The following is a 26,658-nucleotide window of genomic DNA, read 5'->3' on the forward strand; positions in this document are numbered from 1 at the left end:
CCATCATAGAATCCTAATTATATCCAAAGGGTATATGTGCGTTGAGTCACGGAGTATCCCAGTAAACTGGAGTGTGGCAAATAGTAAGCAATGTGACTTGCAGGTAACTGTTTGCAAATAGGACTCCAGTCGTTAATCCGATCTGGGGCCGATCGCGCATGTCAGTCCGTCCGGTGCTTACGAGAGCTCGGTCTGGATCGATACGGTTAGGACACGGCTGCGACGATGCTCGGGTTAGCTGGCAACGGCGAACCCGGTTGTCGCACCAAATCATGACGCGCTGAAGCCGAGTGGCGCTCAGACGCCCTTCCGGTGCGGAATGTGAACTATTTTGGTTACTATTCCAAGGAAAGAGCTAATGACTGGCTATTTTCAATTGGAAAGCTCGGTATGCGGTAGATCGGCGGGTTCATGATAAGAATCCGACGGTTGGGGCGACGGCGACGCCACCGACCCGAAAATGTCTCCGTGTCACGAACTGGTCAGGTGACCAATAACCGGCGACGAACTATGAGCACTCTGCTGGGGTAATCGAATGTGTAGGGGAGATAGGTGTGACCGATAACGCGTCCGGGCCGGTGCGAGAACCAGTGCGCACGCGGCCAGTCCATCCGCGACGGACCAAGGCGGCGATCCTGCCTCGGCTGTTGGCGGTGGCGGCGGAGGCCGATCCGGACGGTGCGGCCGTGGTGTGGCCGGGGGCGGTGCTGCGCTATCGCGAGCTCGACGAGGCGTCGTCGCGGTTGGCGCGGCTGCTGATCGGTCGCGACGTCGGTCCGGGGGATCTCGTCGCGGTGGCCATCGCGGCGCCGATCGAGGCGGTGTCGGCGCTGTGGGCGGTGGCGAAAACCGGCGCGGGCTTCGTCGTGCTTGACCCGAACGCACCGGTGCGACAGGCCGAGTATCTGCTGTCCGACACCCGACCCGCACTCGGTCTGATGGCGGGTACGCCGTGGTCCGGATCGAGTGCGGCCCGCAATCTCGGCTCGATCGAATGGCTGATTGTCGATGATGCCGCCGTGCGGGGCGAACTCGCCCAGCTGTCGGGCGATCCGGTGACGTACCAGGATCGGTTGCGTCCTATCCAAGACGACGACATCGCTTACGTGACCGCGGGCTCGACCGGCGTGTTCGACGCTGTGCCGGTCACGCAGGCAGCAGTGGCCGCGATCGTCGCGCGCCCGCACGGGCACGCGCCGAGACCGCTCCGCGAGTTCTTCGCCACCCTGCTCCCGCGCTCCGCGTCGGTCGAGCGGGATATGACGCTCACCGAGCTGTTCGACAAGGTGGTGACGGCGCACCCGAACGCGACCGCGGTCAAATTCGGCGCGGCGACCCTGACCTACCGCGAATTGGATATTAGGGCAAACAGATTGGCGCGCAGGCTGATCGCGCTAGGCATCGGTCCGGAGAAGCTGGTGGCGGTGGCATTGCCCCGATCACTGGACCTGGTGGTCGCGCTGCTCGCGACGGTGCGGGCGGGCGGCGCCTATCTGCCGGTCGATCCGGCGTATCCGGCGGACCGGATCACGTACCTGCTCGCCGACGCCGAGCCCGCGTGTGTGGTGACGCAGCAGGGGATCACCCTGCCTACGGCGGCACCCTCGATCACGGTGCACGACTCTAACGACTCGGACGGCTCGCCGGTTACTGACGCGGACCGGACAAGCCCGCTGCACCCGGACAACCTCGCGTATGTGATCTACACCTCCGGTTCGACCGGGCGTCCCAAAGGGGTGCAGATTCCGCACCGCAATGTCGTGACGCTCTTCTCGAATACTCGGTCGCAGTTCACCTTCGACCACCGTGACGTCTGGACGATGTTCCATTCCTACGCGTTCGACTTCTCGGTGTGGGAGCTCTGGGGACCGCTGCTACACGGCGGCACCTTGGTCGTGGTGGACTACGACGTCTCGCGAGCGGCCGACCAGTTCTTGGAGCTGCTGCGCGACGAGCGGGTAACCGTGCTCAACCAAACCCCCTCGGCGTTCTATCAATTGGCCGAGGCGGACCGCGCGACGTCGGCCGACGCCGATATCGCCCCGTTGTCGTTGCGGTACATCGTGTTCGGTGGCGAGGCACTGGAGTTCCACCGGCTCGACGATTGGCGCGCCTGGCACGGCGGAACGCAGCTGGTGAACATGTACGGCATCACCGAAACGACCGTCCACGCGACGATGCAGCGTGTTTCGGCCAGCAGCCGCAGCGTAATCGGCTCTGCCATACCGGGTTTGCGGATCTGGGTGTTGGACGCCCGGTTGCGCCCGGTGCCGACAGGGGTAGCGGGCGAGATATACCTCTCCGGTACGCAACTGGCGCGGGGGTATCTCGGCAATCCGGCCTTGACCGCCGGGCGGTTCGTGGCCAATCCCTTTGTCTCCGACGGGTCCCGGCTGTATCGCTCCGGCGATCTGGCCTCGTGGAACGCCGACGGCGATCTCGTATATCTGGGGCGTGCCGACGATCAAGTGAAGGTGCGCGGATTCCGCATCGAGCTCGGCGAGATCGAGGCCGCGGTATCGGCCTCGGCAGGCGTTCGCCAAGTAGCCGTTGTCGTTCGCGAGGATGTCCCGGGCGACCGGCGGATCGTGGCCTATCTGGTCGGACCGCCGGCGGTGGCGGCGTTGCGCACCGAGGTGGCTCGAGTGTTGCCCGAGTACATGGTGCCGTCGGCCTTCGTCTTCGTCGACGCGATACCGCTGACCGCGCACGGCAAGCTCGATCGCAAGGCGCTACCCGCGCCGGTAGCCGAGAACGCGGTGTTCCGCGCGCCGGCGAGTGCCGTCGAAGAAGCGGTGGCCGACGTGTTCGCGGCGGTGCTCGATGTCGGCCGAATCGGTTTGGACGACAACTTCTTCGCGCTCGGAGGCAACTCGCTGCTTGCCACGCAGGTCGCGGCCCGGCTCGGTGCGGCACTGGACGCACGGGTGCCCGCGCGGCTGCTTTTCACGGCGCCGACGGTAGCCGCCCTAGCTGCCGAAGTAGGGCGTCATCTGGGAACCGGAAGCCGCCGGGCGTTGGTGGCAGGGCCGCGGCCGGAGCGGATTCCGCTGTCGATGGCGCAGCAGCGAATGTGGTTTCTCAACCAGTTCGACAAGGAGTCGGCGGTCTACAACATCCCCGTCGCGGTGCGGTTGACCGGTGCTCTGGAGGTAGCGGCGCTACGCAGGGCCATCGGGGACGTGATCGCCCGGCACGAGATACTGCGCACGGTGTACCCGCAGCACAATGGTGTTGCCTACCAATCGATCCAGCTCATCGAACAAGCGGCTGTCGACCTCACGCCGGAAGTTGTCGAGGTGGCCGACGTGCTGCCGAGGATTGTCGAAGTGGCGTCCGCCGGGTTCGACGTTGCGGTCGAGATTCCTTTGCGGGTAAGCCTATTTCGGGTCGACACAGACACCGAAACCGAGCACGTGCTGGTGTTCGTCGCGCACCACATCTGCAGTGACGGTTGGTCGATGGCGCCGTTGACCCGCGACATGATGCTGGCCTACGCGGCCAGATCGGCCGGTGCGGTACCGGATTGGACTCCGCTGCCGGTCCAGTACGCCGATTTCAGCATCTGGCAGCGAGATTCGCTCGGCGCCGAGACAGACCAGGACAGCCTGATCTCGCGGCAGGTCGGTTACTGGCGTACCACGCTGGCCGGGTTGCCCGATGAGCTCGAGCTGCCCTTCGACCGGCCCCGCCCGCCCCTGCGGTCGTTCGCCGGTGGACACGTGCTGTTCTCGATCGACGGCGAGATACCGCACGGACTGGCCGAGCTCGCCCGTGCGCACAACGCAACGGTCTTCATGGTGCTGCACACCGCGCTGGCGACCTTCCTGGCCCGCTGGTCGGGCACCGACGACATAGCGGTCGGCACGGTGGTGGCCGGGCGCGGCGAGAGCGAACTCGACGCGGTGATCGGCATGTTCGTCAACACGCTGGTGCTGCGCACCAAGGTCTGCGGACAGCAGAATTTCGGTGCGCTGCTGGAGCAGGTGCGCGAGGTAGATCTGCGGGCGTTCGAGCACGCCGATATCCCGTTCGAGCGACTGGTGGAATCGCTGAACCCGGATCGGTCGACGGCTCGTAATCCGTTGTTCCAGGTCGGTTTCGTCTTCCAGAATTTGCCGGATGCCACCTTCGACTTGCCAGGATTGCGCGTTGCCGCAGTCGATTTCGAGACCGGCATCGAAAAGTTCGACCTGTCGCTGGCGATCCGGGAGACGGCCGAGGGTATGGCCGCACAGTTCTCCTTCGCACGAGATCTGTTCGACGAAGCCACCATTCGGGTGATGGCCGCCAGGTTCGTGCGATTGCTCGCGGCGATCGTCGCGCGGCCGCATCAGCCGGTTGGTGATCTCGCACTGCTGGCCGAGGACGAGTACGCGGCGCTCACCCGGGTCCACCGCGCCGCGGCGACGACACCGATGCCGGATCTGCTGCTGCGCGGCGTGCGGTACGGGCGCGACCGGATCGCGGTGCGTGATCAGGGGCGCTCGATTACATACGGTGAACTCGACGAATATTCGTCGAGGCTGGCGCGATTCCTCATCCGCCTCGGGGTAGGTCCGGAACGGCTTGTCGCGCTGGCCTTCCCGCGCTCCTATCAGATGCTGGCGGCGGCGCTCGCGGTCAGCAGGGCCGGTGGCGCGTATGTGCCCGTCGATCCGGCCTATCCGGTGGAACGGGTGCGGCATATGGTGACCGATTCGGCGGTGGTGATCGGCTTGACCACCGCCGAGTACATCGATCGGCTGCCCGACGAGGTCACCTGGCTGGTGATCGATCACCCCGCCATCGAGGTGGTGTGCGCGCGCCGATCGGCCGCGCCGGTCACCGACGCCGACCGGATCTCCGCACTGCGCCCGGACAATCCGGCGTATCTGATCTACACCTCCGGTTCGACGGGTGTGCCGAAGGGCGTCATGGTCACCCATGCCGGTCTGTCCGGGTTGATCGAGCACACCGTGGATGCCCTGGGACTCGAGCCGACTCATCGTCTGCTGCACTCGGTTTCGCCGAGTTTCGATCCGGCGGCCTTGGAGTGGCTGTGTACATTGTCGGTCGGCGCGACCTTGGTCGTCCTGCCGCCCAGCGTGCTCGGCGGGCCGGAGTTCGCGGCGGTGCTGCGTGACGAGCGAGTGACGCACTGCAGCACCACCCCCGCGGTGCTGAGCACCGTCGATCCCACCGGTGTGCCGACCGAGACGTTGCTGATCGGCGGTGATGTCACGACGCCGGAGTTGGTGGCGAAGTGGCAGCCAGGCCGCCGATACCTCAACGCCTACGGTCCGACCGAGGCCACCATCGCCGTGACCCTTGGTGCGCAAACGGCAGGCCGGGAGATCACCATCGGCGGGCCGGTGCACGGTGTATCGGCATTGGTCCTGGACGCGCGGTTGCATCCGGTGCCGCCCGGCATTACCGGCGAATTGTATTTGGCCGGAGGGAACTTGGCCCGCGGCTACCACGGCCGTGCCGGACTCACGGCGGATAGGTTCGTGGCGAATCCGTGGGGTGAGCCTGGTACGCGAATGTTCCGTACCGGCGACCTGGTGCGCTGGAACGCGCCGCCGGAACAGCGGGCGGACGCTGCCACGTTCGCGCGAATCCCCTGGGATCTGCGGTATGTCGGGCGCACGGACTTCCAGGTGAAGATCCGCGGCTTCCGCATCGAACTCGGCGAAATCGACGCGGTGCTGACCGGTCACGAAGACGCGGACTTCGCGGTCACCATCGGACACGAAACCGCCACCGGGGAAACGGTTCTGGTGTCGTATGTGCGTGCGGTGCCTGGCCGTGCGCTCGATGCGGATCGGCTCATCGAGTACGCCGAGCGTAGTTTGCCACGGCATATGGTGCCCGCCGCGATCGTGCCGCTCGACGAGATTCCGCTGACGCCGGTCGGCAAGCTGGATCGAAAGGCATTGCCGGAGCCGACCTTCGAAGCCGCGACCTGTCGCGCGCCTGCCACGCGGACAGAGGGGATCGTCGCGGAGGTGTTCGCGGAGGTGCTCGGAGTCGGCCAGATCGGTGCCGACGACGATTTCTTCGCGCGAGGTGGCACCTCGTTGCTCACCCTCACACTGCAGCACGCGCTGTCGGCTCGGCTGGGCGTCGAGCTGCCCGTCGCAACGCTGTTCAGCGCCGCCACCGTGCGCAGCCTTGCCGCGCGCATCGACGGTGCGGATGCGCCGGTGCACAGCCCGGCCATGATCACCGCGGACGCGGTACTCGGACCGGAGGTTTCGAGCGTAGGCGTCGAACCGATCCGCCAGGGAGCCGCGCGCGACGTGCTGTTGACCGGCGCGACCGGTTTCGTGGGAGCGTACCTGCTACGCGAACTGCTCGATCGCACCGACGCCGTCGTCTGGTGTCTGGTCCGTGCCGACACCATTCCCGCTGCGCGCGAACGGATCTCCCACGCGTTGCAGCGGTACCAGCTGTGGGGTGACGTGCCCGAGGCGCGGATCATGCCGGTGCTCGGCGATCTCGCCAAACCGTCGCTCGGGCTCTCCGAAACCTACCACGCGTGGCTGGCCGAACGGATCGACGTCATCTACCACAACGGGGCGCACGTCAACCACCTCGAGCCGTACGCTCGCCTGCGTCTCGCCAACGTCGAGGGAACCCGAGAGGTGTTGCGCCTGGCGACAACTCAACGGGTCAAGCCGGTCCATTTCGTCTCCACCATCAACACGGTGATTTCCACCGTCCACCCCGGCGCCTCGGTCGATGAGAGCACCCGGATCAGCGCCGACGAGCTGCCCGCGCAGGGCTACGTGGCCAGCAAATGGGCCGCCGAGCAACTGGTCCTGCAGGCACGCGAACGTGGTGTGCCCGCCAGGATCTACCGGCCCGGACTGGTTTCCGGTGACCTGCAAATCGGTGTCAACAGCGCCGACGACTCGTTCTGGAACATGATCCGCGCGGCCGCGATTCTCGGCATGGCTCCCGACGTCGGTGCCGCGACGATCTCGCTGGCGCCGGTCACCTACGTGGCACGCGCCATCGTGGAGATATCCCTCGCCTCCACCCGCGACACCGCATATCACCTGGTGAACGAGACCCCGTTGGCGATCCGCGACATCTTCGAGCGCCTGCGCACCCACGGTCTGCCCATCGAGACCGAATCACTCGAGACCGTCCGACTTCGCCTCGCCGACCAAGCCAACACCCGCTACCTGGCCGGTGACGACTCCCTGGTCCGCGCCGCCCTACTCGGCAACAACTATGCGGCAGGCGCGGCCGACCTCGTGGTGGACTGCGCCAACACGCGACGAGCGCTCGCCGGCAGCGCGATCAGCTGCCTGCCGATCGATGAGAGCGTGCTCGACACCTACATCGGCGCCTTCATGAAGTCCGGATTCCTGCCGACGCCGATCGGCAGTGCCAACGAATAGCGTTGCGCCGGTACATCATTCCGTTGCGCGCAGGTTTTCGATCTGCTGCCGCAGCTGGTCGAGCAGCTTTTCGGGATCATCGAAGTCGGCGGGGTCGATGGGGGCGCCGAAGTGGATGGTCACCTGTTGGCTGCGGTCGAAGGCGGGGCCGCTGCCACGGGTGCGTCGCATGGGCAGTACACGATTGGTTCCGGTGGTTCCCACCGGAATGATCGGAACTCCGGTCGCCAGCGCCAGTTTCGCGACACCGGGCTTGTAGGGCTCCTGCTCGCCGGGTGCGACGAGTCGGCCTTCTGGATAGATGAGCAGCACACCGCCGTGCCGGAGGATCTGCTCGGCCTGGGACAGCGCGGTCTGGCCGGACTCGCTGTCGCGGCGCAACACCGGAATCTGGCCGAGCCGTCGCACCAGCCACCCCACCACCGGCCACGACCACAGCTCCGCCATCGCGATGGCGATGGCCCGGCGCCGCAGCGCACCCCAGAGGAAGACCGCGTCCAGCATCGAGATGTGATTGCTGGCCACGATCACCGGGCCGGTCTTCGGCACGGCTTCGCGGCCGATCACGGTGACGCGCACGACATTCGACCAGGCCAGCGCGCGCAGGACGCGGCGAGCCAGTTTCGTGGTCACCCACGCGCGCTTACCGAGCCCCTTCGGCCGCCGGACCGTTTTCTCGTTCATCAACTACCCCCACACGGTTTCGGCATCGCAGCCCTTGAATCAGATTACCGGCGCCGGTGGTGCGGTTCTGTCCGTGTGGTGTTACTCGACGCAGGGCGATGGTGCTCATGATGTTGCGGTAGTCGGGACGCCATCACGATGCAAGGGCGATGCAATCGGCGGAGTTCAGGCTGGTCGCATGCGGAGTAATACAGTGCGTTCGACAGAATTCGAGATCGTCCGCAGTGTCGGCGATCAGTGGGGCCGGGTTGCCGAACTGCGCTGCGACACACTGCCACTCGGTGGCAGCAAGAGTGTCGGCTATCTGCGGGACGCGCTGGATCGACTGCACACCGTGTTGCCGGATGCCGAGTACATGACGCTGGCCGGTGTCGGGCATACCGCCGCCTTCACCGACGAGCAGCCCGAACTCGTCGCGGCGGAACTGCGGGACTTCTTCCGCTGATTCCCGCGGCGGCCGATCAGCGGTCGATATTCGCAGGAATTCGGGGCTTCACCCGCGGCCGAGGGTAGGGATGAATGGTTGCATACCGGAGTATGCGATCAGGGTCCCGCTGCCTTCTCGAGCTGGCAGCGGAGGAAGGAATCTCCCATGGTGGATCCTGCTGAGCGGGCGTTGATCGGGGGATCGTGGGACGGCGCGATCGGCGATGTGGTGACGTTGGTGTCGCTGTTCGAGGCGCAGGTCGCGCGGACTCCCGGGGCGATCGCGATGACGTTCGAGGGGACGTCTTTGTCGTATGGGGAGTTTTCCGGGCGGGTGAATCGGTTGGCCCGATATTTGATTTCGCTGGGGGTGGGGCCGGAATCGCTGGTGGGTGTGGCGATGGGGCGTTCTTTCGAGCTGATGGTCGGCATGTATGCGGTGATGGTGGCCGGCGGCGGGTGTGTGCCGTTGGATCCGGAACATCCGGCCGGGCGTGGTCGATTTGTGCTCGATGCGACGGATGCGGTGTGCGTCTTGGTCGTGGCGGGTGCGGGATTCGATGCGGGTGCCAGGGTGGTGGAGGTTGATTGTGTTGATGTGTCGGGGTTTTCGTCGGATCCTGTCTCCGATGCGGAGCGATTGGGGGAATTGCGGGCATCGAATGTCGCGTATGTGATGTTCACTTCCGGTTCGACCGGTCAGCCCAAGGGGGTGACGGTGTCGCATGCGGCGATCGTGAATCGGCTGATGTGGATGCAGGCGGAGTATGCGCTGGGCGTTGATGATGTGGTATTGCAGAAGACGCCGGTGACGTTCGATGTATCGGTGTGGGAGTTGTTCTGGCCGTTGCAGGTTGGCGCGCGTCTCGTGGTCGCTGAGCCGGGTGGGCATCGTGATCCGAGGTATTTGGCCGATCTGAGCGTGGATGCTGGTATCACGGTCGCCCATTTTGTGCCTTCGATGTTGGCGATATTCGTTGCCGAGCCGAAGGCGGCCAAATGTCGGGGTCTGCGTGACGTTTTCGCCTCGGGTGAGGCGTTGCCGGGATCGGTGGCGCAGGCGTTTGTTTCGTTGACCGGCGCTCGGTTGCACAATTTGTACGGTCCAACGGAGGCAGCGATTGATGTCACGTATCACCGGGTGAGTGCGGCGGATGTGGTGTCGGTGCCCATAGGTCGTCCGGTGTGCAACACCCGGGTTTATGTGCTGGATGAGCGGTTGCGACCGGTTCAGACCGGTGAACTGTATTTGGCGGGTGTTCAGTTGGCGCGTGGGTATGTGGGGCGTGCGGATCTGACGGCGGAACGTTTCGTGGCCGACCCGTTCGTGGTGGGTGAGCGGATGTATCGCACCGGGGATCAGGTGCGGTGGACCGCTGCTGGGGAACTGGAGTACCTGGGGCGCACGGACTTTCAGGTGAAGATTCGGGGGATCCGTATCGAACCCGGTGAAATAGCAGCCGTACTGTCCGCGCACCCGGCGGTGACTCGCGCCGTGGTCACGGTCCAGGCTCGGCATGGCGATCAACAGCTTCTCGGGTATGTCACCGTCGATCCGGACGGTGGTGCGTTCGGTTCAGCTGACAACGTCGAAGCCGAGATGGTCGACCATTGGCAGCGCCTTTACAACGAAGTGTATTCGGGTGGTGGGGCCGCATTGGGTACGGACTTCGCGGGATGGCATGACAGCTACACCGATGCGCCGATACCGATCGACGATATGCGGCAGTGGCGAGACTCGACCGTCGACCGTATTCGCGCGCTGGGCCCGCGCCGGGTGCTCGAGATCGGGGTCGGGTCCGGGCTGCTGATGTCCGAACTCGCGCTCGAATGCGAAGAGTACTGGGGCACCGACGTTTCCGAGTCGGCGATCCGGAATGTGCGGCAGGGATTGGCCGATATCGGGTGGGCCGAACGCGCCATCGTGGAAATGCGTGCGGCACACGACACGCGCGGATTGCCACGAGACCGGTTCGACACGATCATCCTGAACTCGGTGGTGCAGTACTTTCCGAGCGAAAGCTACCTGCGCCGAGTGCTCGAGCAGGCGCTGGCGTTGCTCGCGCCGGGCGGGGCGATCTTCCTCGGCGACATCCGTAATTGGGCTCTTCTGGAGGAGTTTTCGACCGCGGTGCAGGCGGCCAGACATCGCGATGCCGATCCGGAATTCATCCGGTCTCGGGTCCGCGCCGCCGCGCAGGCCGAAGAGGAGCTGTTGCTGGCGCCCGAGTACTTCAGTGCCCTCGCGCAGGTGGTCGACGAGATAGCAGCCGTCGATATCCAGTTGAAGCGCGGCAACGTGGTCAATGAGTTGACCTGTTACCGATACGACGTTGTGCTGCGCAAAAAGCCAACGGACGCTGTATCTCTGGCAGCCGAGCCGAGGATCCGGTTCGCTGATCGTGCCGCTCTGAGATCGGCCCTGGCCGCGGACGATGCGCGGTCGTTTCGTCTCACGGATATCCCGCACGAGGGAATCGGACGCGATATGCGATCCGTCGCCCTCGTAACCGGCGGCCTGCCAACGGATTCCCTCGGAATGCTGCCCGAAGAACTACACCTGCTCGGCCACGAGTATGGCTATACGACGGCAGTTACCTGGTCGACGCGAAAGGGTCGGATGGACGCGGTCTTCATTAACGGCCGGGCCGATCGCGGGCCGCTGACCGACGTCTATCTGCCGGATGGGCCGTTGCAAGCGCCGGCTGGCTACGCGAGCAATCCCCGTGGGCGGCTGTTGGCGACGGCACTGCGTCGTTATGCGCAGGATCGGTTGCCTGAGCACCTGGTGCCGACGGTGGTGGTGCTCGATGAGTTTCCGCTGATCGCCAACGGCAAGTTGGATATTCGTGCACTGCCCGCTCCAGAGTTCCGCTCCAGTCATGGTTACCGGGCTCCCGTTACGTCGGAGGAGCGGGTCGTGGCCGAGCTGTTCGCCGAGGTCCTCGGGGTGGATCGGGTCGGTGCCGACGATGACTTCTTCGAGCTGGGTGGGCATTCGCTGCTGGCCACGCGCCTGGTGAGCCGGATTCGGGTCGTCGTGGGGATCGAGGTGCCGATCCTGACGGTGTTCGATGCGCCGACTCCCGCGCTGTTGGCGACTCGTCTCGATGCCGGTGTTTCCGTGCGTCCGGCACTGACCGCTCTCGCTCGTCCGAAGCGTATTCCGCTGTCGTTTGCTCAGGAGCGGATGTGGTTTTTGTATCGGTGCCATGGGGCGTCGGCGACGTACAACGTGCCGTTGGCGGTGCGGTTGACCGGGCGGGTCGATTTCGCGGCGCTCGGGTCGGCGCTCGGCGACGTGATCGGCAGGCACGAGAGCCTGCGGACGGTGTTCGCCGAGGTCGAGGGTGTGGCGGTGCAGCGGGTGGTCGAGGTGGCAGATGTCGACGTGCTGGTGTCGGAGGTCGAGGATATCGGCGCGGCAGTGCGGGCCGCGGCTTGCTATCGGTTCGATCTGGCGGTTGATATTCCGTTGCGGGCCAGTGTGTTTCGCGACGGTGTCGGTGAGTGTGTATTGGTACTGGTGCTGCACCACATTGCGACTGACGGTGGGTCGTTGCCGGTGTTGGCGCGGGACCTATCGGTTGCGTACACGGCCAGATGTGCGGGGCGGGCACCGGATTGGGCGGTGTTGCCGGTGCAATACGCGGACTATGCGCTGTGGCAGCGGGAGTTGCTGGGGGATCCGGCGGACCCGGAGAGCATGTCGTCACTGCAGTTCGAGTACTGGCGTAAGGAGCTGGCAGGCGTTCCCGAGCGGTTGATGCTGCCCTTCGATCGGCCGCCGTCGAAGGTGGCGAGCTCGCGGGGCGGTGTCGTCGAGTTCGCCATCGATACCGAGCTGAGAACGGTGGTAGAGCGACTGGCACGGAGTCTGGAGGCGACAGCGTCGATGGTCTTGCAGTCCGCTTTCGCGGTTCTGCTGCACAAGATCGGTGTGGGAGAAGATATTCCGATCGGCAGCCCGATCGCTGGTCGGACCGATGCGGCCTTGGCCGACCTGGTGGGGTTCTTCGCGAACACGTGGGTGCTGCGAGTGGATGTGTCGAGAGGTCTTCGTTTCGAGGATGTTTTGGATCAGGTGCGGGGAAAGGCGTTGCGCGCCTATGAGAATCAGGATCTGCCGTTCGAGCGGTTGATAGAGCTGTTGAACCCGATGCGGTCGACCGCACATCAACCCCTGTTCCAGGTGATGTTCGCATTGCAGAACAACATGTTTCACGAGTTCGACCTCCTCGGTATCGATGTCGCCTCGATACCGGTCCACACAGGGACAGCCCGGTTCGACCTGTTCTTCGCGCTCGAGGAGCAGCACGCCGGCGGCTACGCGGGCGTTGTCGAGTACTCGACCGACCTGTTCGAACAACACACCGTCAGGTTGATCGCCAACCGGTTCATGCTGGTGCTCGAGACCGTACTGAGCAACCCGGCAATCACGGTCGGCGAAGTCGAGATACTGGACCCTGGTGAGCGGGCACTGCTTGTTCGGGCGTGGGACGACGCTGTGCACGAGGTGGATAGCACGGCGACGTTGGCATCAATGTTTGAGGCGCAGGTAAGGCGGACTCCGGGGGCGGCGGCGGTGACGTTCCAGGGGGCCACGCTGTCCTATGGCGACTTGGCCGATCGGGTGAATCAGCTTGCGCGGTATCTTATTGCGCTGGGTGTGCGGCCCGATTCGCTGGTGGGCATCGGTATGCCGCGCTCTATCGATCTGGTGGTCGGTATATACGCCGTGCTGATTGCTGGCGGCGGGTATGTGCCGTTGGATCCTGACCATCCGGCTGGACGCATCGACTACATTCTCGACACCGCGCGTCCGGTGGTCGTGCTGACCTCGGGCGCCGACCTACCGACCGATTATGGGCGCCAGGTCCGCATCGATGAACTCGACCTGTCCGGCTTCGGCAAGGCGCCGCTCACCGCCGCCGAGCGGCGACTGCGGGCGGGCCATACCGCGTACGTGATCTTCACCTCCGGCTCGACCGGACGGCCGAAGGGGGTCGCGGTGTCGCAGGGTGCGATAGTCAACCGTCTGGTCTGGATGCAGGCGGAGTACGGGCTGCGCCAGGACGATGTGGTGTTGCAGAAGACGCCGGTGACGTTCGATGTGTCGGTGTGGGAGCTGTTCTGGCCGTTGCAGATCGGCGCGCGACTAGTGGTCGCCAAGCCCGGCGGGCATCGGGATCCGGGGTATCTGGTGCGGGTCATTACTGAACAGCGGGTCAGCACTGTGCATTTCGTGCCGTCGATGCTCGCGGTATTCCTCGCCGAGCCCAGGGCCGCTGAATGCCGGAGTCTGCGTGACATTTTCGCCTCGGGTGAGGCGTTGCCAGGTGGCACTGCGCAGCTAGCGCGGGAGCTGACCGGTGCGCGGTTGCACAACCTGTACGGTCCGACCGAGGCGGCGGTAGATGTCACCGCTCACGAGGTGACCGCGCTGGATGTGCTGGCGGTGCCGATCGGTCGTCCGGTGTCCAACACGCGGGCCTATGTGTTGGACGCGGGTCTGGGGTTGGTGCCGGTGGGGGTGGCCGGTGAGCTGTATCTGGCGGGCGCTCAGGTGGGGCGCGGTTATGTGAGGCGGCCGGAGCTGACGGCGGGTCGATTCGTGGCGGATCCGTTCGTGCCGGGTGAACGGATGTATCGCACCGGTGACCGGGCCAAGTGGACGTCAGCCGGTGAACTGGAATACCTGGGCCGCAACGACTTTCAGGTGAAGCTACGCGGGATGCGGATCGAGCCCGGCGAAGTGGCGGCAGCGCTGACCGCGCTGGATTCGGTTGGACAGGCGATCGTGGTGGTCCGCACCGATGAGCATCTCGGCGATCAACTCGTCGCCTATCTGGTCGCGGCCGCGGGTTGTGCCATCGACACCGATGCCGTACGCGCCGCCCTCAGTAATGCGCTGCCGTCGTACATGGTGCCCGCGACGATGATGGTGCTCGGCGAGCTCCCGTTGACTGCCAACGGCAAAGTGGATATGCGGGCGCTGCCCGCGCCACGGTTCGTGGCCAGTGCTGGGTATCGGGCGCCGGAGTCGTTGCCGGAGTTGGCGCTTACCAAGTTGTTCGCCGAGATCCTCGGCGTGGACCGGGTGGGTGCCGATGATGATTTCTTCAGCCTGGGTGGGCACTCTTTGGCGGTTACTCGGCTGGTCAGCCGGATTCGGGTGGTCATGGGGATCGAGGTGCCGATTCTGACGGTGTTCGATGCGCCGACTCCCGCGCTGTTGGCGACTCGGCTCGATGCGAGTCTGCCTATCCGTCCGGCACTGATCGGACACGTCTGTCCCGAGCCTGTTCCGATGTCGTTTGCGCAGCAGCGGATGTGGTTCCTGGATCGGCTGCATGGGGCCTCGGCGACGTACAACGTGCCGTTGGCGGTGCGGTTGACCGGGCGGATGGATGTCGAGGCGCTGGTGTCGGCGATCGAGGATGTGGTGGGCAGGCATGAGACGCTGCGGACGGTTTTCGCCGAGGTCGATGGTGTGCCGGAGCCGCGCGTGCTCGATGTCGCGGAGCTGGCGGTCGAGGTGTCCGATGTCGGTGAATCGGAGGTGGTTGGTGCGGTGCGGGGTGCGGCGGGTTATCGATTCGATCTATCGGCCGATATTCCGTTGCGAGCCAGTGTCTTTCGGCAAAGCGCCGATATGCACGTGTTAGTGCTTGTCGTGCACCATATTGCCTCGGATGGTGGGTCTCTGGGGCCGCTGATCCGAGATCTCTCGGTTGCGTATGCGGCCAGGTGCGCGGGGCAGGCGCCCGAATGGCCGGTGTCGGCGGTGCGGTACTTCGACTATGCGTTGTGGCAGCGGGAACTACTCGGGGATGCGGCGGATCCGGAGAGTGTGTCGGCGGCGCAGTACGAGTACTGGCGCGCGGAGTTGGCGGGTCTGCCGGAGCGATTGATGCTGCCGTTCGATCGGCCGCGGCCGAAGACGATGAGTTTACGGGGTGGCGTCGTCGAGTTCACGATCGATGCCGGATTACGTTCGGCGGTAGCGGTATTGGCGCAGAGTCGGGGCACGACCGCGTCGATGGTGCTGCAGGCTGTCTATGCGGTTCTGCTGCACAAGCTCGGTGCGGGAGTGGATATTCCGATAGGGACGCCGATCGCCGGTCGGACCGATGCGGCGCTGGCCGACCTGGTGGGGTTGTTCGTCAACACGTGGGTGCTGCGAGTCGACGTGTCAGGGGATGTTCGGTTCGCGGATGTTCTCGATCAGGTGCGGGGTAAAGCGTTGCGGGCCTATGAGAATCAGGATCTGCCGTTCGAGCGGTTGATCGAGCTGCTGAATCCGGTGCGGTCGACGGCCTATCATCCACTGTTCCAGGTGATGTTCACCGTGCAGCACAACATGTTTCACGAGTTCGATCTCCCGGGTGTCGAGGTCGACGCGTTGCCGGTGGACACGGGGACCTCGAGGTTCGACTTACTGTTCGCGTTCGAAGAATTGAACGCCGGTGGCTACGCAGGTGTTGTCGAGTACTCGACCGATCTGTTCGACCAACGCACCGTCCGCATGTTCGTCGACCTGTTCGTGCGCTTGCTGGAAGCGGTCGTGGCTGATCCGGCGACGAGGGTCGCTGAGCTGGCGTCGCTCAAGCGGGTCGGCAGTCCGGGCACCCTCGAGAGCGAGCAATTAACAACCGGCACAACACATCGTGCGCCGTATCGGGCGCCCGCGACACCACACGAGCAGATCCTTGCCGAACTCTTCGCGGAGGTCCTCGGTGCGCGGCGGGTCGGTGCCGACGACGACTTCTTCGAGCTGGGTGGGCATTCGCTGATAGTTACTCGTCTGGTCAGCCGGATTCGGGTGGTCATGGGGATCGAGGTGCCGATGCTGACGGTGTTCGACGCGCCGACACCTACGTTGCTGGCAGCTTGTTTAGACGCGAGCGCCCCGTTGCGGCCAGCGTTGATCGGGCGATCGCGTGCGGAGCGTGTCCCGTTGTCGTTTGCGCAGCAGCGGATGTGGTTCCTGCATCGGTTCGAGGGCGCGTCGGCGACCTACAACGTGCCGTTGGCGGTGCGATTGGCCGGGCGGGTCGATGTCGAGGCGTTGGTGTCGGCGGTGGGAGACGTGGTGGGCAGGCATGAGAGCCTGCGGACGGTGTTCGCCGAGGTCGATGGTGTGCCAGTGCAGCGCGCACTCACGGACGTTCATGTGCCGGCGATCGTGTCGGATGTCGCGGATGTGGAAGCGGCGATCCAAGATGCCGCGTGTCGACAGTTCGATCTGTCGACGGAGATTCCGTTGCGGGCCAGTGTGTTCCGCACCGACATCGATGAATATGTGCTGGTTCTGGTGGTCCACCATATTGCGTCGGATGGCGGTTCATTGGGCCCGTTGATGCGGGACCTCTCGGCTGCCTATGCGGCCAGATGCGCAGGGCGAGTGGCCGAATGGCCGGAGTTGCCGGTGCAGTACGCGGACTATGCGTTGTGGCAGCGGGACTTGCTGGGGGACCCGGCGGATCCGGGGAGTGTGTCTTCGCTGCAGTTCGAGTACTGGTGCAAGGAGTTGGCGGGTCTGCCCGAGCAGTTGACGTTGCCGTTCGATCGTCCGCGGCCGAGGGTGGCGAGCTCGCGAGGCGGCATGCTCGAGTTCGCCGTCGGTGCCGAGTTGCGGTCGGCGGTGGAACGGCTGGCGCGGGGGAGCGGAGCGACCGCGTCGATGGTGTTGCAATCGGCCTTCGCTGTTCTGCTGCACAAAATCGGTGCGGGGGAGGACATTCCGATCGGCACCCCGATCGCCGGCCGGACCGATGCGGCGTTGGCCGACCTGGTCGGATTCTTCGTCAATACATGGGTACTGCGGGTGGAGTTCTCCAGGGGAGTCCGGTTCCAGGATGTTCTCGATCAGGTGCGGGGAAAGGCGTTGCGGGCGTACGAGAATCAGGATCTGCCGTTCGAGCGGCTGATAGAGCTGCTGAATCCGGTGCGTTCGACGGCGTACCACCCGCTGTGCCAGGTCGTGTTCTCGCTGCAGAACAACATGTCTCACACGTTCGAAATCGACGGTGTCGATGTCTCGCCGGTGTCGGCACACACCGGAACCGCCAAATTCGACCTGTTCTTCGCGCTGGCGGAGAAGGCCGGCGCGGGCTACGCGGGTACGGTCGAGTATTCGACCGATCTGTTCGATCAGCGGACGGTCGAGTTGTTTACCGACCGATTCCTGCGCGTACTCGAAACGGTCGTCGCAGCCCCGGCGATGGCGGTGTCGGACCTCGAGGTATTGCTGCCCGGCGAGAGCAGGCAGTTGCATACCTGGAACGACACCGCGGCGTCAGCGCCGACGGCGATGCTGCCGGACATGTTCGCCGCGCAGGTAGCCGCGACCCCGAACGCGACGGCACTGATCTGTGGTGCCGTCGAGCTGACCTACGCCCAGCTGAATGCCCGGGTCGGCCAGCTGGCGCGCTGGCTGGCCGCGCAAGGCGTCGCCGTCGAAGACGTAGTGGCAGTGCAGTTGCCGCGGTCCGCCGAGATGGTGATCGCGGTGCTCGGCGTGCTCAAAGCCGGGGCCGCCTACTTGCCAGTGGATCTGGAATACCCCGCATCGCGGATCCGATACATGATGACGGATGCACGGCCCGTCACGGTGCTCGACACAGCGTCCATGGCGGTGGCGCGCGACCATCATGCCGATGGGGCGCCCCTGCCATCTGTCGATCCGGACAACGCGGCCTATGTCGTCTACACGTCCGGTTCCACAGGCGAGCCGAAGGGTGTCGTCGGCACCCATGCCGGTGTGGCGAACCGATTGGCCTGGTGCCAGCGGATGTTGCCGTGGCAGCCGGGTGAAGTCGTCTGCGCAAAAACGTCTTTGAGCTTCTTGGACTCCCTGTTCGAAATCGTCGGGCCGTTGGCGCACGGCGGCACCGTTGTGGTCGCCGACGGGGATCAGGCGCGTGATGTCGCCGAGCTGCTCACCCTCATGGAGCGGTACGAGGTAACGCGAATTGTGTTGGTGCCGAGCCTGTTGGCCGTCATGGTGGCCGACGGTCGCATCAGCCGTGCGGCCGGCTGCACGCTGTGGGTGAGCAGTGGCGAACCATTGCCGATGTCGGTCGCTGAAGAGTTCTCGAAGGTGTTGCCGGACAGTCGGTTACTGAACTTCTACGGATCGTCCGAGGTCAGTGCCGACAGTACGTGGGCAGCGGCCGACAGTGCGCCCGATGCGGCATCGGTGCCGATCGGCAGACCGGTGGACAACACGCGGGTGTACGTGCTGGACCCCGCGCTGCGCCTGGTGCCGCGCGGCGTAGTGGGTGAGTTGTATGTAGCCGGTGCCGGATTGGCCCGCGGGTATCTGCGTCGCGGCGGACTCACCGCGACGCGGTTCGTCGCCGACCCGTTCGCGGTGCGGCCGGGTGGACGGTTGTACCGCACCGGAGATCTGGCACGCTGGAATCCCGACGGACAACTGGTGTACGCGGGACGCGCCGACGACCAGGTGAAGCTACGCGGATTCCGGATCGAACCCGGCGAGGTCGAGTCGGCGCTGTCCAGTCATCCCTCGGTGGCGCGGGCAGTGGTGGCGGCCAGAGACAGCCACGTCGGCAATCAACTGGCGGCCTATCTGATACCGGTCGATCACGATGCGGGAGTGCAGGTTTCGGCGGTACGGGAATACGTATCGAATCTGCTCCCCGAGTACATGGTGCCAGCCGCGCTGACCGTGCTCGACGCGTTCCCGTTGGGCACCACCGGAAAAATCGACCGCAAAGCCCTACCCGCCCCGGTCTTTACCTCTGGCACGTATCGAGCGCCGAGAACACCCCGGGAAGAACAACTCTGCGCCGTATTCGCCGAGGTACTCGACGTGAACCAGGTCGGAATCGACGATTCCTTCTTCGACCTGGGCGGCCATTCACTGCTGGTCATGCGCCTCGTCGGCCGGATAGCGGAGTCCATTGGAGTCACAGTTGAACTGAGAGACATCTTCACAGACCGGACTGTCCGAAACCTGTCCAACCGGTTGCCAACCGCCCCCTATCTCAGCTGAAGCGCTGGCCCGCCCCTAGATATCAAGTTTGCCGCAAGCCTATGAACCCGCACCTACGGAGTTTGCCGCTGACGCTGAATTCTGTGGCACCTGGAGCGGGTTTGCGCGAACGGCTGCTGGCGCCACTTCTGGAATACTGTTGAGTCGCTTGTCGCGAGCGTCGGCTGCGAGAACGACAGCGGTGCCGGGCAATCAGGCCTTAGACTCGTTGAATGGCCGCGGAGTCTATCGCTGGACTTCGCCCCTTCGGAGGTTGGTTACGGTATGTCCGATTTGCCACACAAGAGGATTGTGGTCATCGCCGATCCCGGCGAAACCGCCGCAGGTGCGCGAGGTATTCTGAATTTTCAGCTACCTACTCCCTATATGCGGAATCCGCCGCCATCCCGATATTGTTTCTGGAAAGATATTCGGCTGTCGGCCGAGGATTCACAAGATTCGATCCCTGATCCGGAGATCTACACTGTCACGACCTTTCCGACGTCCACCGAGCTGTACTCTGCGACGAAGCTGTTCGTCATCAGCTGGGACTCGGCCAATGGCGATCCGCTGTACAGGTCCGATGCGACATTGACGTACTTGCGAACGCAGGCGAGGGCCCATGTGGGTGAACTGATGAAAGGGCAGGCGATCGTTTTCATCGAGTCGCAGACGGCCCAGTCGCGTCCCGTGCAAGAGTCCTACGATGCCGTGCTCGGGGCGGGTGAGCTTCGGGTCGTCACCGACTGGCCCAGTCGGGCAACCGCTCACGGCACCAGGGCGCGGCGGGATCGCGCACGGAAAAACCATCCGATTCTGCGCGGACTGTCCGATCCGCTGGACCCCGAGCTGAACCTGTGCAAGCCGCGACCACACGAGATCTTCGGTTATGTCCCAGACGAATTCATACCGAAGAACAGTGATGGGCGGGCGCGGGGTGGAATACGGTACGACCCGCGCAACGGTATATCGACTTCGATATGGTTCGGCTGGTTTACCTGGTGGGGCTCGGACTGGATACCGTTGCTGTACAACGACGGCCCCGACAGCGACAGGGGCCCAGTGCTCTTGGCGAAGGTGCGCGGCAAGGGACTCATACTGGCTTCCACCATGTGGATCTCGGCATCCCAGATCAAGTTGGCGTCCCGTATCGCGGAAACGGCACTCTCGGATGAGTTGATGGAGGAGGTCCGTAAACACCACCGCAACGCGAAGTTTCGTCGCCGCCTAGTGGATGTCCTGGTTGGCTTCGGTTTCCTCGCCGCGTTGGTGCTGGCGCTCATGGGAATGATCGCCTTGGCTCGCAGTCATGACCGGGAGTGGGTGCTGTCGGTAACCGGGATCGGCATGGTCGGCGTCACCGTCGCCGCCTGGCAGTTCTTTGTACAGAAAATTTGGTTCCGACCGTTCGGTATCCCGTACTACTCCGCGTGGCTACGGTCGCGGCGGGTGGGACGACATAGTTAGGTCAGTACCCTCGTGTGTGCCGCGACGCAGGCGCTGCGGTTCCAAAGGGGCCGCGCAGGGATCGGTCGTCGGCTGTGATCAGGCGCGGCGACGCGCCCGTTTGATTCGGCAGGGATGCCCTATAGCGTCCGTTAGACTGCCTCCGGCCCGTAGTCGACCGACGTGGGTCCAGTGTCGGTGGCATTCGGGCAATGGAAGGGCATGGGGTGTTGTCGGAGCGCGCCTGGCAAGACCTGCCATACGATATGCGGAAGTATCCGTTCGACCAGCTCATGCGCACACATCTAGGTGTCGAGGCACTGGAAGATCTGCACGAGTACCACAATGCGCCGCGACTGACGTCCGAAAACGAGCAGGCAACAGACCTGCACCGGCTGCTGTACAAGATCGGCCAGGAATTTTACGACGTCTATACCCGATTCGTTGCCGACTGGGTTCGACCATTGTTCGGCGAGGGCCTCGTTTATCAATCGCGGCCGAATTTTCGTTTTCAGTTGCCCGGCGATGTCGCTGTGGCCGAGTGGCATCGTGACAGCGACGTCGGACATCATGCCAGCGAGACCAATATCTGGATACCGTTGACCACTGTGAACGAACGAAATTGTGTATGGCTGGAGTCAGCGCACGGAGCCCGCGACTTCAAACCGGCCGTCGTCTCGGTCGGCTCGGCTCTTATTTTCAAGGCAACCGACCTCTTGCATGGCAATGTGAAGAATACATCCGGCCGGACTAGGGTCAGTTTCGAATTTCGGGTCATCAAGGCATCGGAATATCAGGATCGCGACGAAGTGTCGGTCAACCTCAGCAAGCGGTTCGCCGTCGGCGACTACTTCGAACGGATGCCGGCCAGCACAGCGTCAGAGTGTCGAGTCGATGGCACCGATCTGCACCGGGCCACGTCGGATACTTTGCAGGAGTAGGGTTCCCGCGTCTTCGCGAGCCAGTCGACGCGAGTGGGCCGCTGGCTCCTGCATGGTGGAGGCGCGTATCTCTCCGGAGGAGAGCCGCGAGTCGATCGCGGGGCGCATTCTGCTGAGGGTTGCGACGGCTGTACGGGAGTCGTCGATCAACTGTTCCAGCGATCTAAGTTCTACATTACGAACTTAGATCGTTTCGAGCTATAGTCCGAAGCATGGCAAGCGATCCCAAGCGGCGGCGGGCGGCCCGGCATGCCCAGCCTGACGCCGGGGCTGTGCGGCAGTCGGCACGGAAAGCGCCCATCACGGTCGAGCGGATCACCGATGCCGCGTTGCAGGTGGTGGCCGAGCAGGGGTATGACGCGTTGACGATCCGCAGCGTCACGAACGTGCTCGAAACCGGGCCGTCCTCGCTGTACGCCCACATCGTCAACAAGGCCGACATCGACGACCTGCTGGTCGGCAGGCTGTGTTCCGAGATTGTGCTGCCGACGCCGGATCCGGCCCGGTGGCGCGAGCAGCTCCGCGACGTGTACGCCCAGCTGCGCGACCAGTACCTGAAATACCCGGGCATCTCCCGGGCCGCGCTCGCGATGGTGCCCACCAACCTCGAAGCCCTACGAGTGGCCGAGGGGATCTTCTCGATCCTGCTCGCGGCGGGCATCGAGCCACAGATCGCGGCCTGGGGGATGGATGTGCTGTCCCTCTATGTCGCGGGCTATGCGCTGGAAAACTCCCTGGTCCTGCAGCGGCAGAAATCCCAGGACGCGACGTGGGTGTTGAGTTCGGAGGAACTGGTGGCCCGCTTCAGCGCTCTGCCCGAGGCCACCTTCCCGAACACCAGGAAGTACGTGACCGAATTGACCTCGGGCACCGGACACCAACGGTTCGACTTCGCCCTCGGGCTGCTCATCGACAATCTCGCACGACAGGCCGCGCTCAACCCCATCGCGGACTGACGAGGCCTCAGCCCGCGGTTGCGTATTCGGAGCCGGTGTGTGGCGGGTTGCGAGCGGCCCGCTGATGATACCGAGTACAAATAGCTATCCGTTGCGGTTTACTAACGGTCAGTCTTAGGGTGGATGGATGAGAGCAGTCGTTCATTCCGAGACCGGTCCCTCCACTGTCCTGCGGCTCGTCGAACGCCCCGATCCCACCGCAGGCCCGGGGGAAGTGGTCGTTCGTGTCGTCTGCTCGGGGGTGAATCCGACGGACTGGAAACGCCGTGCGGGAGTGGGTATGAGCGATCCCTACGGCGAGGTCGCACCGGGCCACGACGGCGCGGGCATCGTCGAGGCGGTCGGTCCCGGTGTCGATCACGTCGGGGTCGGCGATCGGGTGTGGCTGCTGATGGCTCGGCACGGCCGGGCGTACGGCACCACCGCGGAACTGACGGCGCAACCGGCGAATCATGTTGTGCCGCTGCCGGATAACGCCTCCTTCGAGCTGGGGGCCGGGTTGGGGGTGCCGTTCGTCACCGCGCATCGGTTGCTGACCTCCGGTGTCGTGTCCCGGCTCGCGGCCGGTGCGCTGGCGGGGCACATTGTGCTCGTCGCCGGTGGCGCGGGCGCGGTGGGCAACGCGGCGATCCAGCTGGCTCGCTGGGCTGGGGCGACCGTTATCACGACCGTCAGTTCCGCACAGAAGGCAACGCTGGCCCGAGCCGCCGGCGCGCACCACGTGGTGAACTACCGTGCGGGCGACGCGGCGGCCGAGATATCGGCCCTCGCGCCTACCGGGGTCGATCTGATCGCCGAGGTCGCACCGGCTGCCAATATCGCCCTCAACCTGGCGGTGGCCAGGGTCCACGGCACGATCGCGGTCTACGCCGACGACGGCGGCGCCGATCTGGTGCTGCCGGTGCGCGCGGCCCTCGCCAAGAATCTGCGCTTCGACTTCGCCCTGCTCTACACCCTGGACGAGACGCTGCTACGGGCGGCCGTCGACGACATCACCAAGGCCCTCACCGAGGGTGCCTTGCGGTTGGGGGAACCGGCCGGACTGCCCCTGCACCACTACGACCTCACCGACACCGGGAACGCACACGACGCCGTCGAACGAGGGGTGGTCGGCAAGGTCCTCGTGGACATCGCCTGAGTGTCGGTCGACATCGTAAACGCCTGGCTCGTAGGCGTTTTCGGCCCCCGGCAACCCGGGGGAGCGGTCACGCGGAGAGGGCGACTTCCCAGGCCGCCTCGATCATCGAGAAGATCTCGTTTACCGCGGCCTCCGGGTCTGGCGCTTCACGGGCCAGCGGATGTGCGTCGATCACGAATCTCGCGATCGCCCGGCAGGCCGTCATGGTGGGTGCCGGATCCGGACCTGCGGCGATCGCCGCGGCCAGCGACTCCGCGTAGCGCAGTCGCATAGACGTCTCGTATTCCCGCAGAGCGGGTGTGCGGTCGATCATCTGCCAGATCGGTGCGGCATCGGGCGACGCGCAGTGCCGCACGATGGCGTGGATCTCGCGGCGCAGCGCGGACAGTAGCGGCTGATCCGGTGACCGGTCGGTGACCGTTCGGACGAGAGCTTGTTCGAAGTCCTCGTCCTGCTCGAAGACGAGGGCCTCTTTCGACGCGAAATGGGAGAAGAGGGTGGTGACGGCCACGTCGGCCTCGGCGGCAACGTCGCGGATGCCCACCGCGTCGTATCCGCGTTCCAGGAACAACGCCAGTGCGGTATCGGCGATCTTCTGGCGGGTCGCGGCCTTCTTGCGCTCACGACGTCCGGTCGGCACAGTCATCCGATAATGCTATCAGATACAAAGTAGCATCAGAAACTTAACACTATCCGTTGCAAAACACTAACGGATAGCATTATGGTCGGAGCGTGAAAGCACTGCGTTTCGCTGGGCACAGCGTCGATCTCATCACGCGCGGAAAGCTGCACATCCTGGTCGACCGGTCCTCTCCACTTGCTGAGGCCGTGGCGACGCACACCCGCGGACGCCTGGCCCTGGCTCGTCTGAGCCGATCCGGATCGAGAGCGACCTTCGAGGAGATCACCCATGTACCCACCCCGCATCGACGCAGGAATCGAGATGACGACCCGCGATGGCGTCACCCTCACCGGCGACCTCTACCGCCCGGCCGAGGACGGCCGTTGGCCGGTCTTGCTGCACCGCACCCCCTACAACCGCAGGGATCCCTACCGGGTTTCCGGGATCGTGGCCGACCCGCTGTGGCTGGCCCGCCAGGGCTTCGTGGTGCTCGTCCAAGACACCCGCGGCCGGTTCGAGTCCGGCGGCGAATTCGACTTCATCACACAGGAATACGACGACTCCTCCGACGCGATCGACTGGGCCGCAACGCAATCCTGGAGCGATGGCAACGTCGGGATCTACGGCTCGTCCTACCTCGGCATGGCCGTCCTGCAGGCCGTCGCCGCCCGCAACCCGCGCCTCAAAGCCGCGGTCGCCCTGGTCGCCACCGCCGACATGCGCCACACCGCCCGGCCGGGCGGCGTTTTCGAACTGGGCTTCCTCACCACCTACGGCCTCGGCCTGTGCCTCGAGGGCCTCGACCACACCGCACTGGACGTGGCTGAGCGGGAACAGGTCGTCCAGTGGCTCACCGAGGCCTTCGCCGACCGCCGCGCCACCGTGGGCCGATTGCCGCTGACCGATATCAGCCCGCTCGACGACGGCCGCGTCGCGCCCTTCTGGCGCGACTGGCTGCGTTCACCGCACGATCCGTTCTGGGACCGGCCCACGCTGCTCACCGAACCCGAACGCGTCACCATCCCGTTCCTGCAGATCACCGGCTACCAAGACTTCACAAGCCCCACCCAGTTCCGGCTGGCCACCGAGCTCGCCGACAACGAGAACGCCGCCCTCATCGCCGGACCGTGGACCCACTTCGGCACCTACGGCCCCGCCGGCGAGGTCGGTGCCCGCGTACTGCCCAACGCCGCGGGCGGCGTGCCCACCTGGAATCCGGTGCTCGCCGCGTTCTTCGACCGCCACCTGCGCGGCGGCGACGGCTCGGCCTACCCCACTGCCGCCCGGTACCTGTCCGGACCCGGCCGGGTTGCCTACTTCGTGGGTGGCTCGAACACCTGGGAGTACGCGCCCGCCTGGCCCCCGGCGACGGCCGTCGAAGAATGGGCCCTCGCCTCCGGTGGCGACGCGCGTACCGCCACCGGCGACGGGCGGCTGAAACATTCAGGCGCACAACACGAAACGGCCGCCGCGACCTCCGACGTCTTCACCGCCGACCCGCACGACCCGTTCCCCACGCACGGCGGAGCGATCATGTTCGATGGCGATCTCGCGGCGGTGCCGCAGGGCATCCAGGACCAACGCGCGGTCGACGGGCGCGACGATGTGCTCGTCTACACCAGCGATCCCCTGACCGACGAGCTGACCATCGCCGGGCAACCCGAACTGGTTGTCTTCCTCACCAGCAGCGCCCCGGACGCGGATGTGTGCGTCACCCTGGTCGACGTCGAGCCCGACGGCTTCGCCCGCAACGTCGCCGAGGGAGCCCAGCGGGCCCGCTACCGCGACGGCGGCGACACCGACTGGCTCGACACCGAACAACCCGCCCGGGTGACCGTCACCCTCAACGACGTCGCGCACCGCTTCGGCATCGGCCACCAAATCCGCGTACAGATAGCAGGATTCAGCTTCCCGCGCTTCAGCCGCAACCTGCACACCCGCACCATTCCCGAGTTCGGCACCCTTGACGAGGCCGTCCCCGCACAGCACACCCTGCACCACGGCCTTGCGACACCGTCCGCGCTGCGCCTGCCCGTGCTCGGTAGCTGA

At 65.0% G+C, this 26,658-nt stretch carries 10 protein-coding genes; 8 read left to right on the plus strand and 2 right to left on the minus strand.

Features of this window, described 5'->3' with window-relative positions:
- Positions 1-554: 554 nt before the first annotated feature.
- Entirely contained in the window at positions 555-7,394 is a 6,840-nt protein-coding gene (locus ACIBCN_RS42155; RefSeq protein WP_396998193.1) for an amino acid adenylation domain-containing protein, read from the plus strand.
- A 15-nt stretch (positions 7,395-7,409) separates the two neighbouring features.
- Here ACIBCN_RS42155 and ACIBCN_RS42160 read toward each other — a convergent pair whose 3' ends face one another.
- Complete coding sequence (locus ACIBCN_RS42160) at positions 7,410-8,078, minus strand: lysophospholipid acyltransferase family protein (RefSeq protein ID WP_396998195.1); 669 nt, start codon at positions 8,076-8,078, stop codon at positions 7,410-7,412.
- 193 nt (positions 8,079-8,271) lie between these two features.
- Between ACIBCN_RS42160 and ACIBCN_RS42165 the strand changes: the two genes are divergently transcribed.
- From ACIBCN_RS42165 to ACIBCN_RS42190, 6 genes are all read left to right on the plus strand, one after another.
- Positions 8,272-8,523, plus strand: a complete 252-nt coding sequence (locus tag ACIBCN_RS42165; protein ID WP_396998197.1) for an alpha/beta fold hydrolase — start codon at positions 8,272-8,274, stop codon at positions 8,521-8,523.
- Positions 8,524-8,673: 150 nt separating this feature from the next.
- Positions 8,674-19,527 carry an amino acid adenylation domain-containing protein gene (locus ACIBCN_RS42170; RefSeq protein ID WP_396998229.1) on the plus strand — a complete coding sequence of 3,618 codons (10,854 nt, stop codon included), beginning with the start codon at positions 8,674-8,676 and terminating at the stop codon, positions 19,525-19,527.
- 264 nt (positions 19,528-19,791) lie between these two features.
- A complete protein-coding gene (locus tag ACIBCN_RS42175; RefSeq protein ID WP_396998198.1) occupies positions 19,792-20,973 on the plus strand; it encodes a hypothetical protein in 1,182 nt (393 codons plus the stop codon).
- A 191-nt stretch (positions 20,974-21,164) separates the two neighbouring features.
- A complete protein-coding gene (locus ACIBCN_RS42180; RefSeq protein WP_396998200.1) occupies positions 21,165-21,893 on the plus strand; it encodes a hypothetical protein in 729 nt (242 codons plus the stop codon).
- Positions 21,894-22,105: 212 nt separating this feature from the next.
- The gene (locus ACIBCN_RS42185) at positions 22,106-22,849 is read left to right on the plus strand and encodes a TetR/AcrR family transcriptional regulator (RefSeq protein WP_396998201.1); all 744 of its coding nucleotides are present in this window, start codon (positions 22,106-22,108) and stop codon (positions 22,847-22,849) included.
- A gap of 127 nt (positions 22,850-22,976) precedes the next feature.
- Positions 22,977-23,987 (plus strand): NADPH:quinone reductase, encoded by a 1,011-nt coding sequence (locus tag ACIBCN_RS42190; protein WP_396998202.1) that lies wholly within the window; start codon positions 22,977-22,979, stop codon positions 23,985-23,987.
- Positions 23,988-24,054: 67 nt separating this feature from the next.
- On the opposite strand, the gene ACIBCN_RS42195 is transcribed toward ACIBCN_RS42190, so the two are convergent.
- Entirely contained in the window at positions 24,055-24,633 is a 579-nt protein-coding gene (locus ACIBCN_RS42195) for a TetR/AcrR family transcriptional regulator (RefSeq protein ID WP_396998204.1), read from the minus strand.
- Between the two features lie 297 nt (positions 24,634-24,930).
- Here ACIBCN_RS42195 and ACIBCN_RS42200 point away from each other — a divergent pair, with 297 nt between their 5' ends.
- Positions 24,931-26,658, plus strand: a complete 1,728-nt coding sequence (locus tag ACIBCN_RS42200) for a CocE/NonD family hydrolase (RefSeq protein WP_396998205.1) — start codon at positions 24,931-24,933, stop codon at positions 26,656-26,658.

Origin of the sequence: Nocardia sp. NPDC051052 (assembly GCF_044456045.1) — a bacterium.
GTDB lineage: Bacteria > Actinomycetota > Actinomycetes > Mycobacteriales > Mycobacteriaceae > Nocardia.

Excerpts from the sequence above, each read along its gene's own strand:
- ACIBCN_RS42195 (WP_396998204.1), bottom strand. The coding sequence starts at position 24,633 with ATGACTGTGCCGACCGGACGTCGTGAGCGCAAGAAGGCCGCGACCCGC.
- ACIBCN_RS42185 (WP_396998201.1), top strand. The coding sequence starts at position 22,106 with ATGGCAAGCGATCCCAAGCGGCGGCGGGCGGCCCGGCATGCCCAGCCT.
- ACIBCN_RS42175 (WP_396998198.1), top strand. The coding sequence starts at position 19,792 with ATGTCCGATTTGCCACACAAGAGGATTGTGGTCATCGCCGATCCCGGC.
- ACIBCN_RS42190 (WP_396998202.1), top strand. The coding sequence starts at position 22,977 with ATGAGAGCAGTCGTTCATTCCGAGACCGGTCCCTCCACTGTCCTGCGG.
- ACIBCN_RS42160 (WP_396998195.1), bottom strand. The coding sequence starts at position 8,078 with ATGAACGAGAAAACGGTCCGGCGGCCGAAGGGGCTCGGTAAGCGCGCG.
- ACIBCN_RS42200 (WP_396998205.1), top strand. The coding sequence starts at position 24,931 with ATGACGACCCGCGATGGCGTCACCCTCACCGGCGACCTCTACCGCCCG.
- ACIBCN_RS42180 (WP_396998200.1), top strand. The coding sequence starts at position 21,165 with ATGGAAGGGCATGGGGTGTTGTCGGAGCGCGCCTGGCAAGACCTGCCA.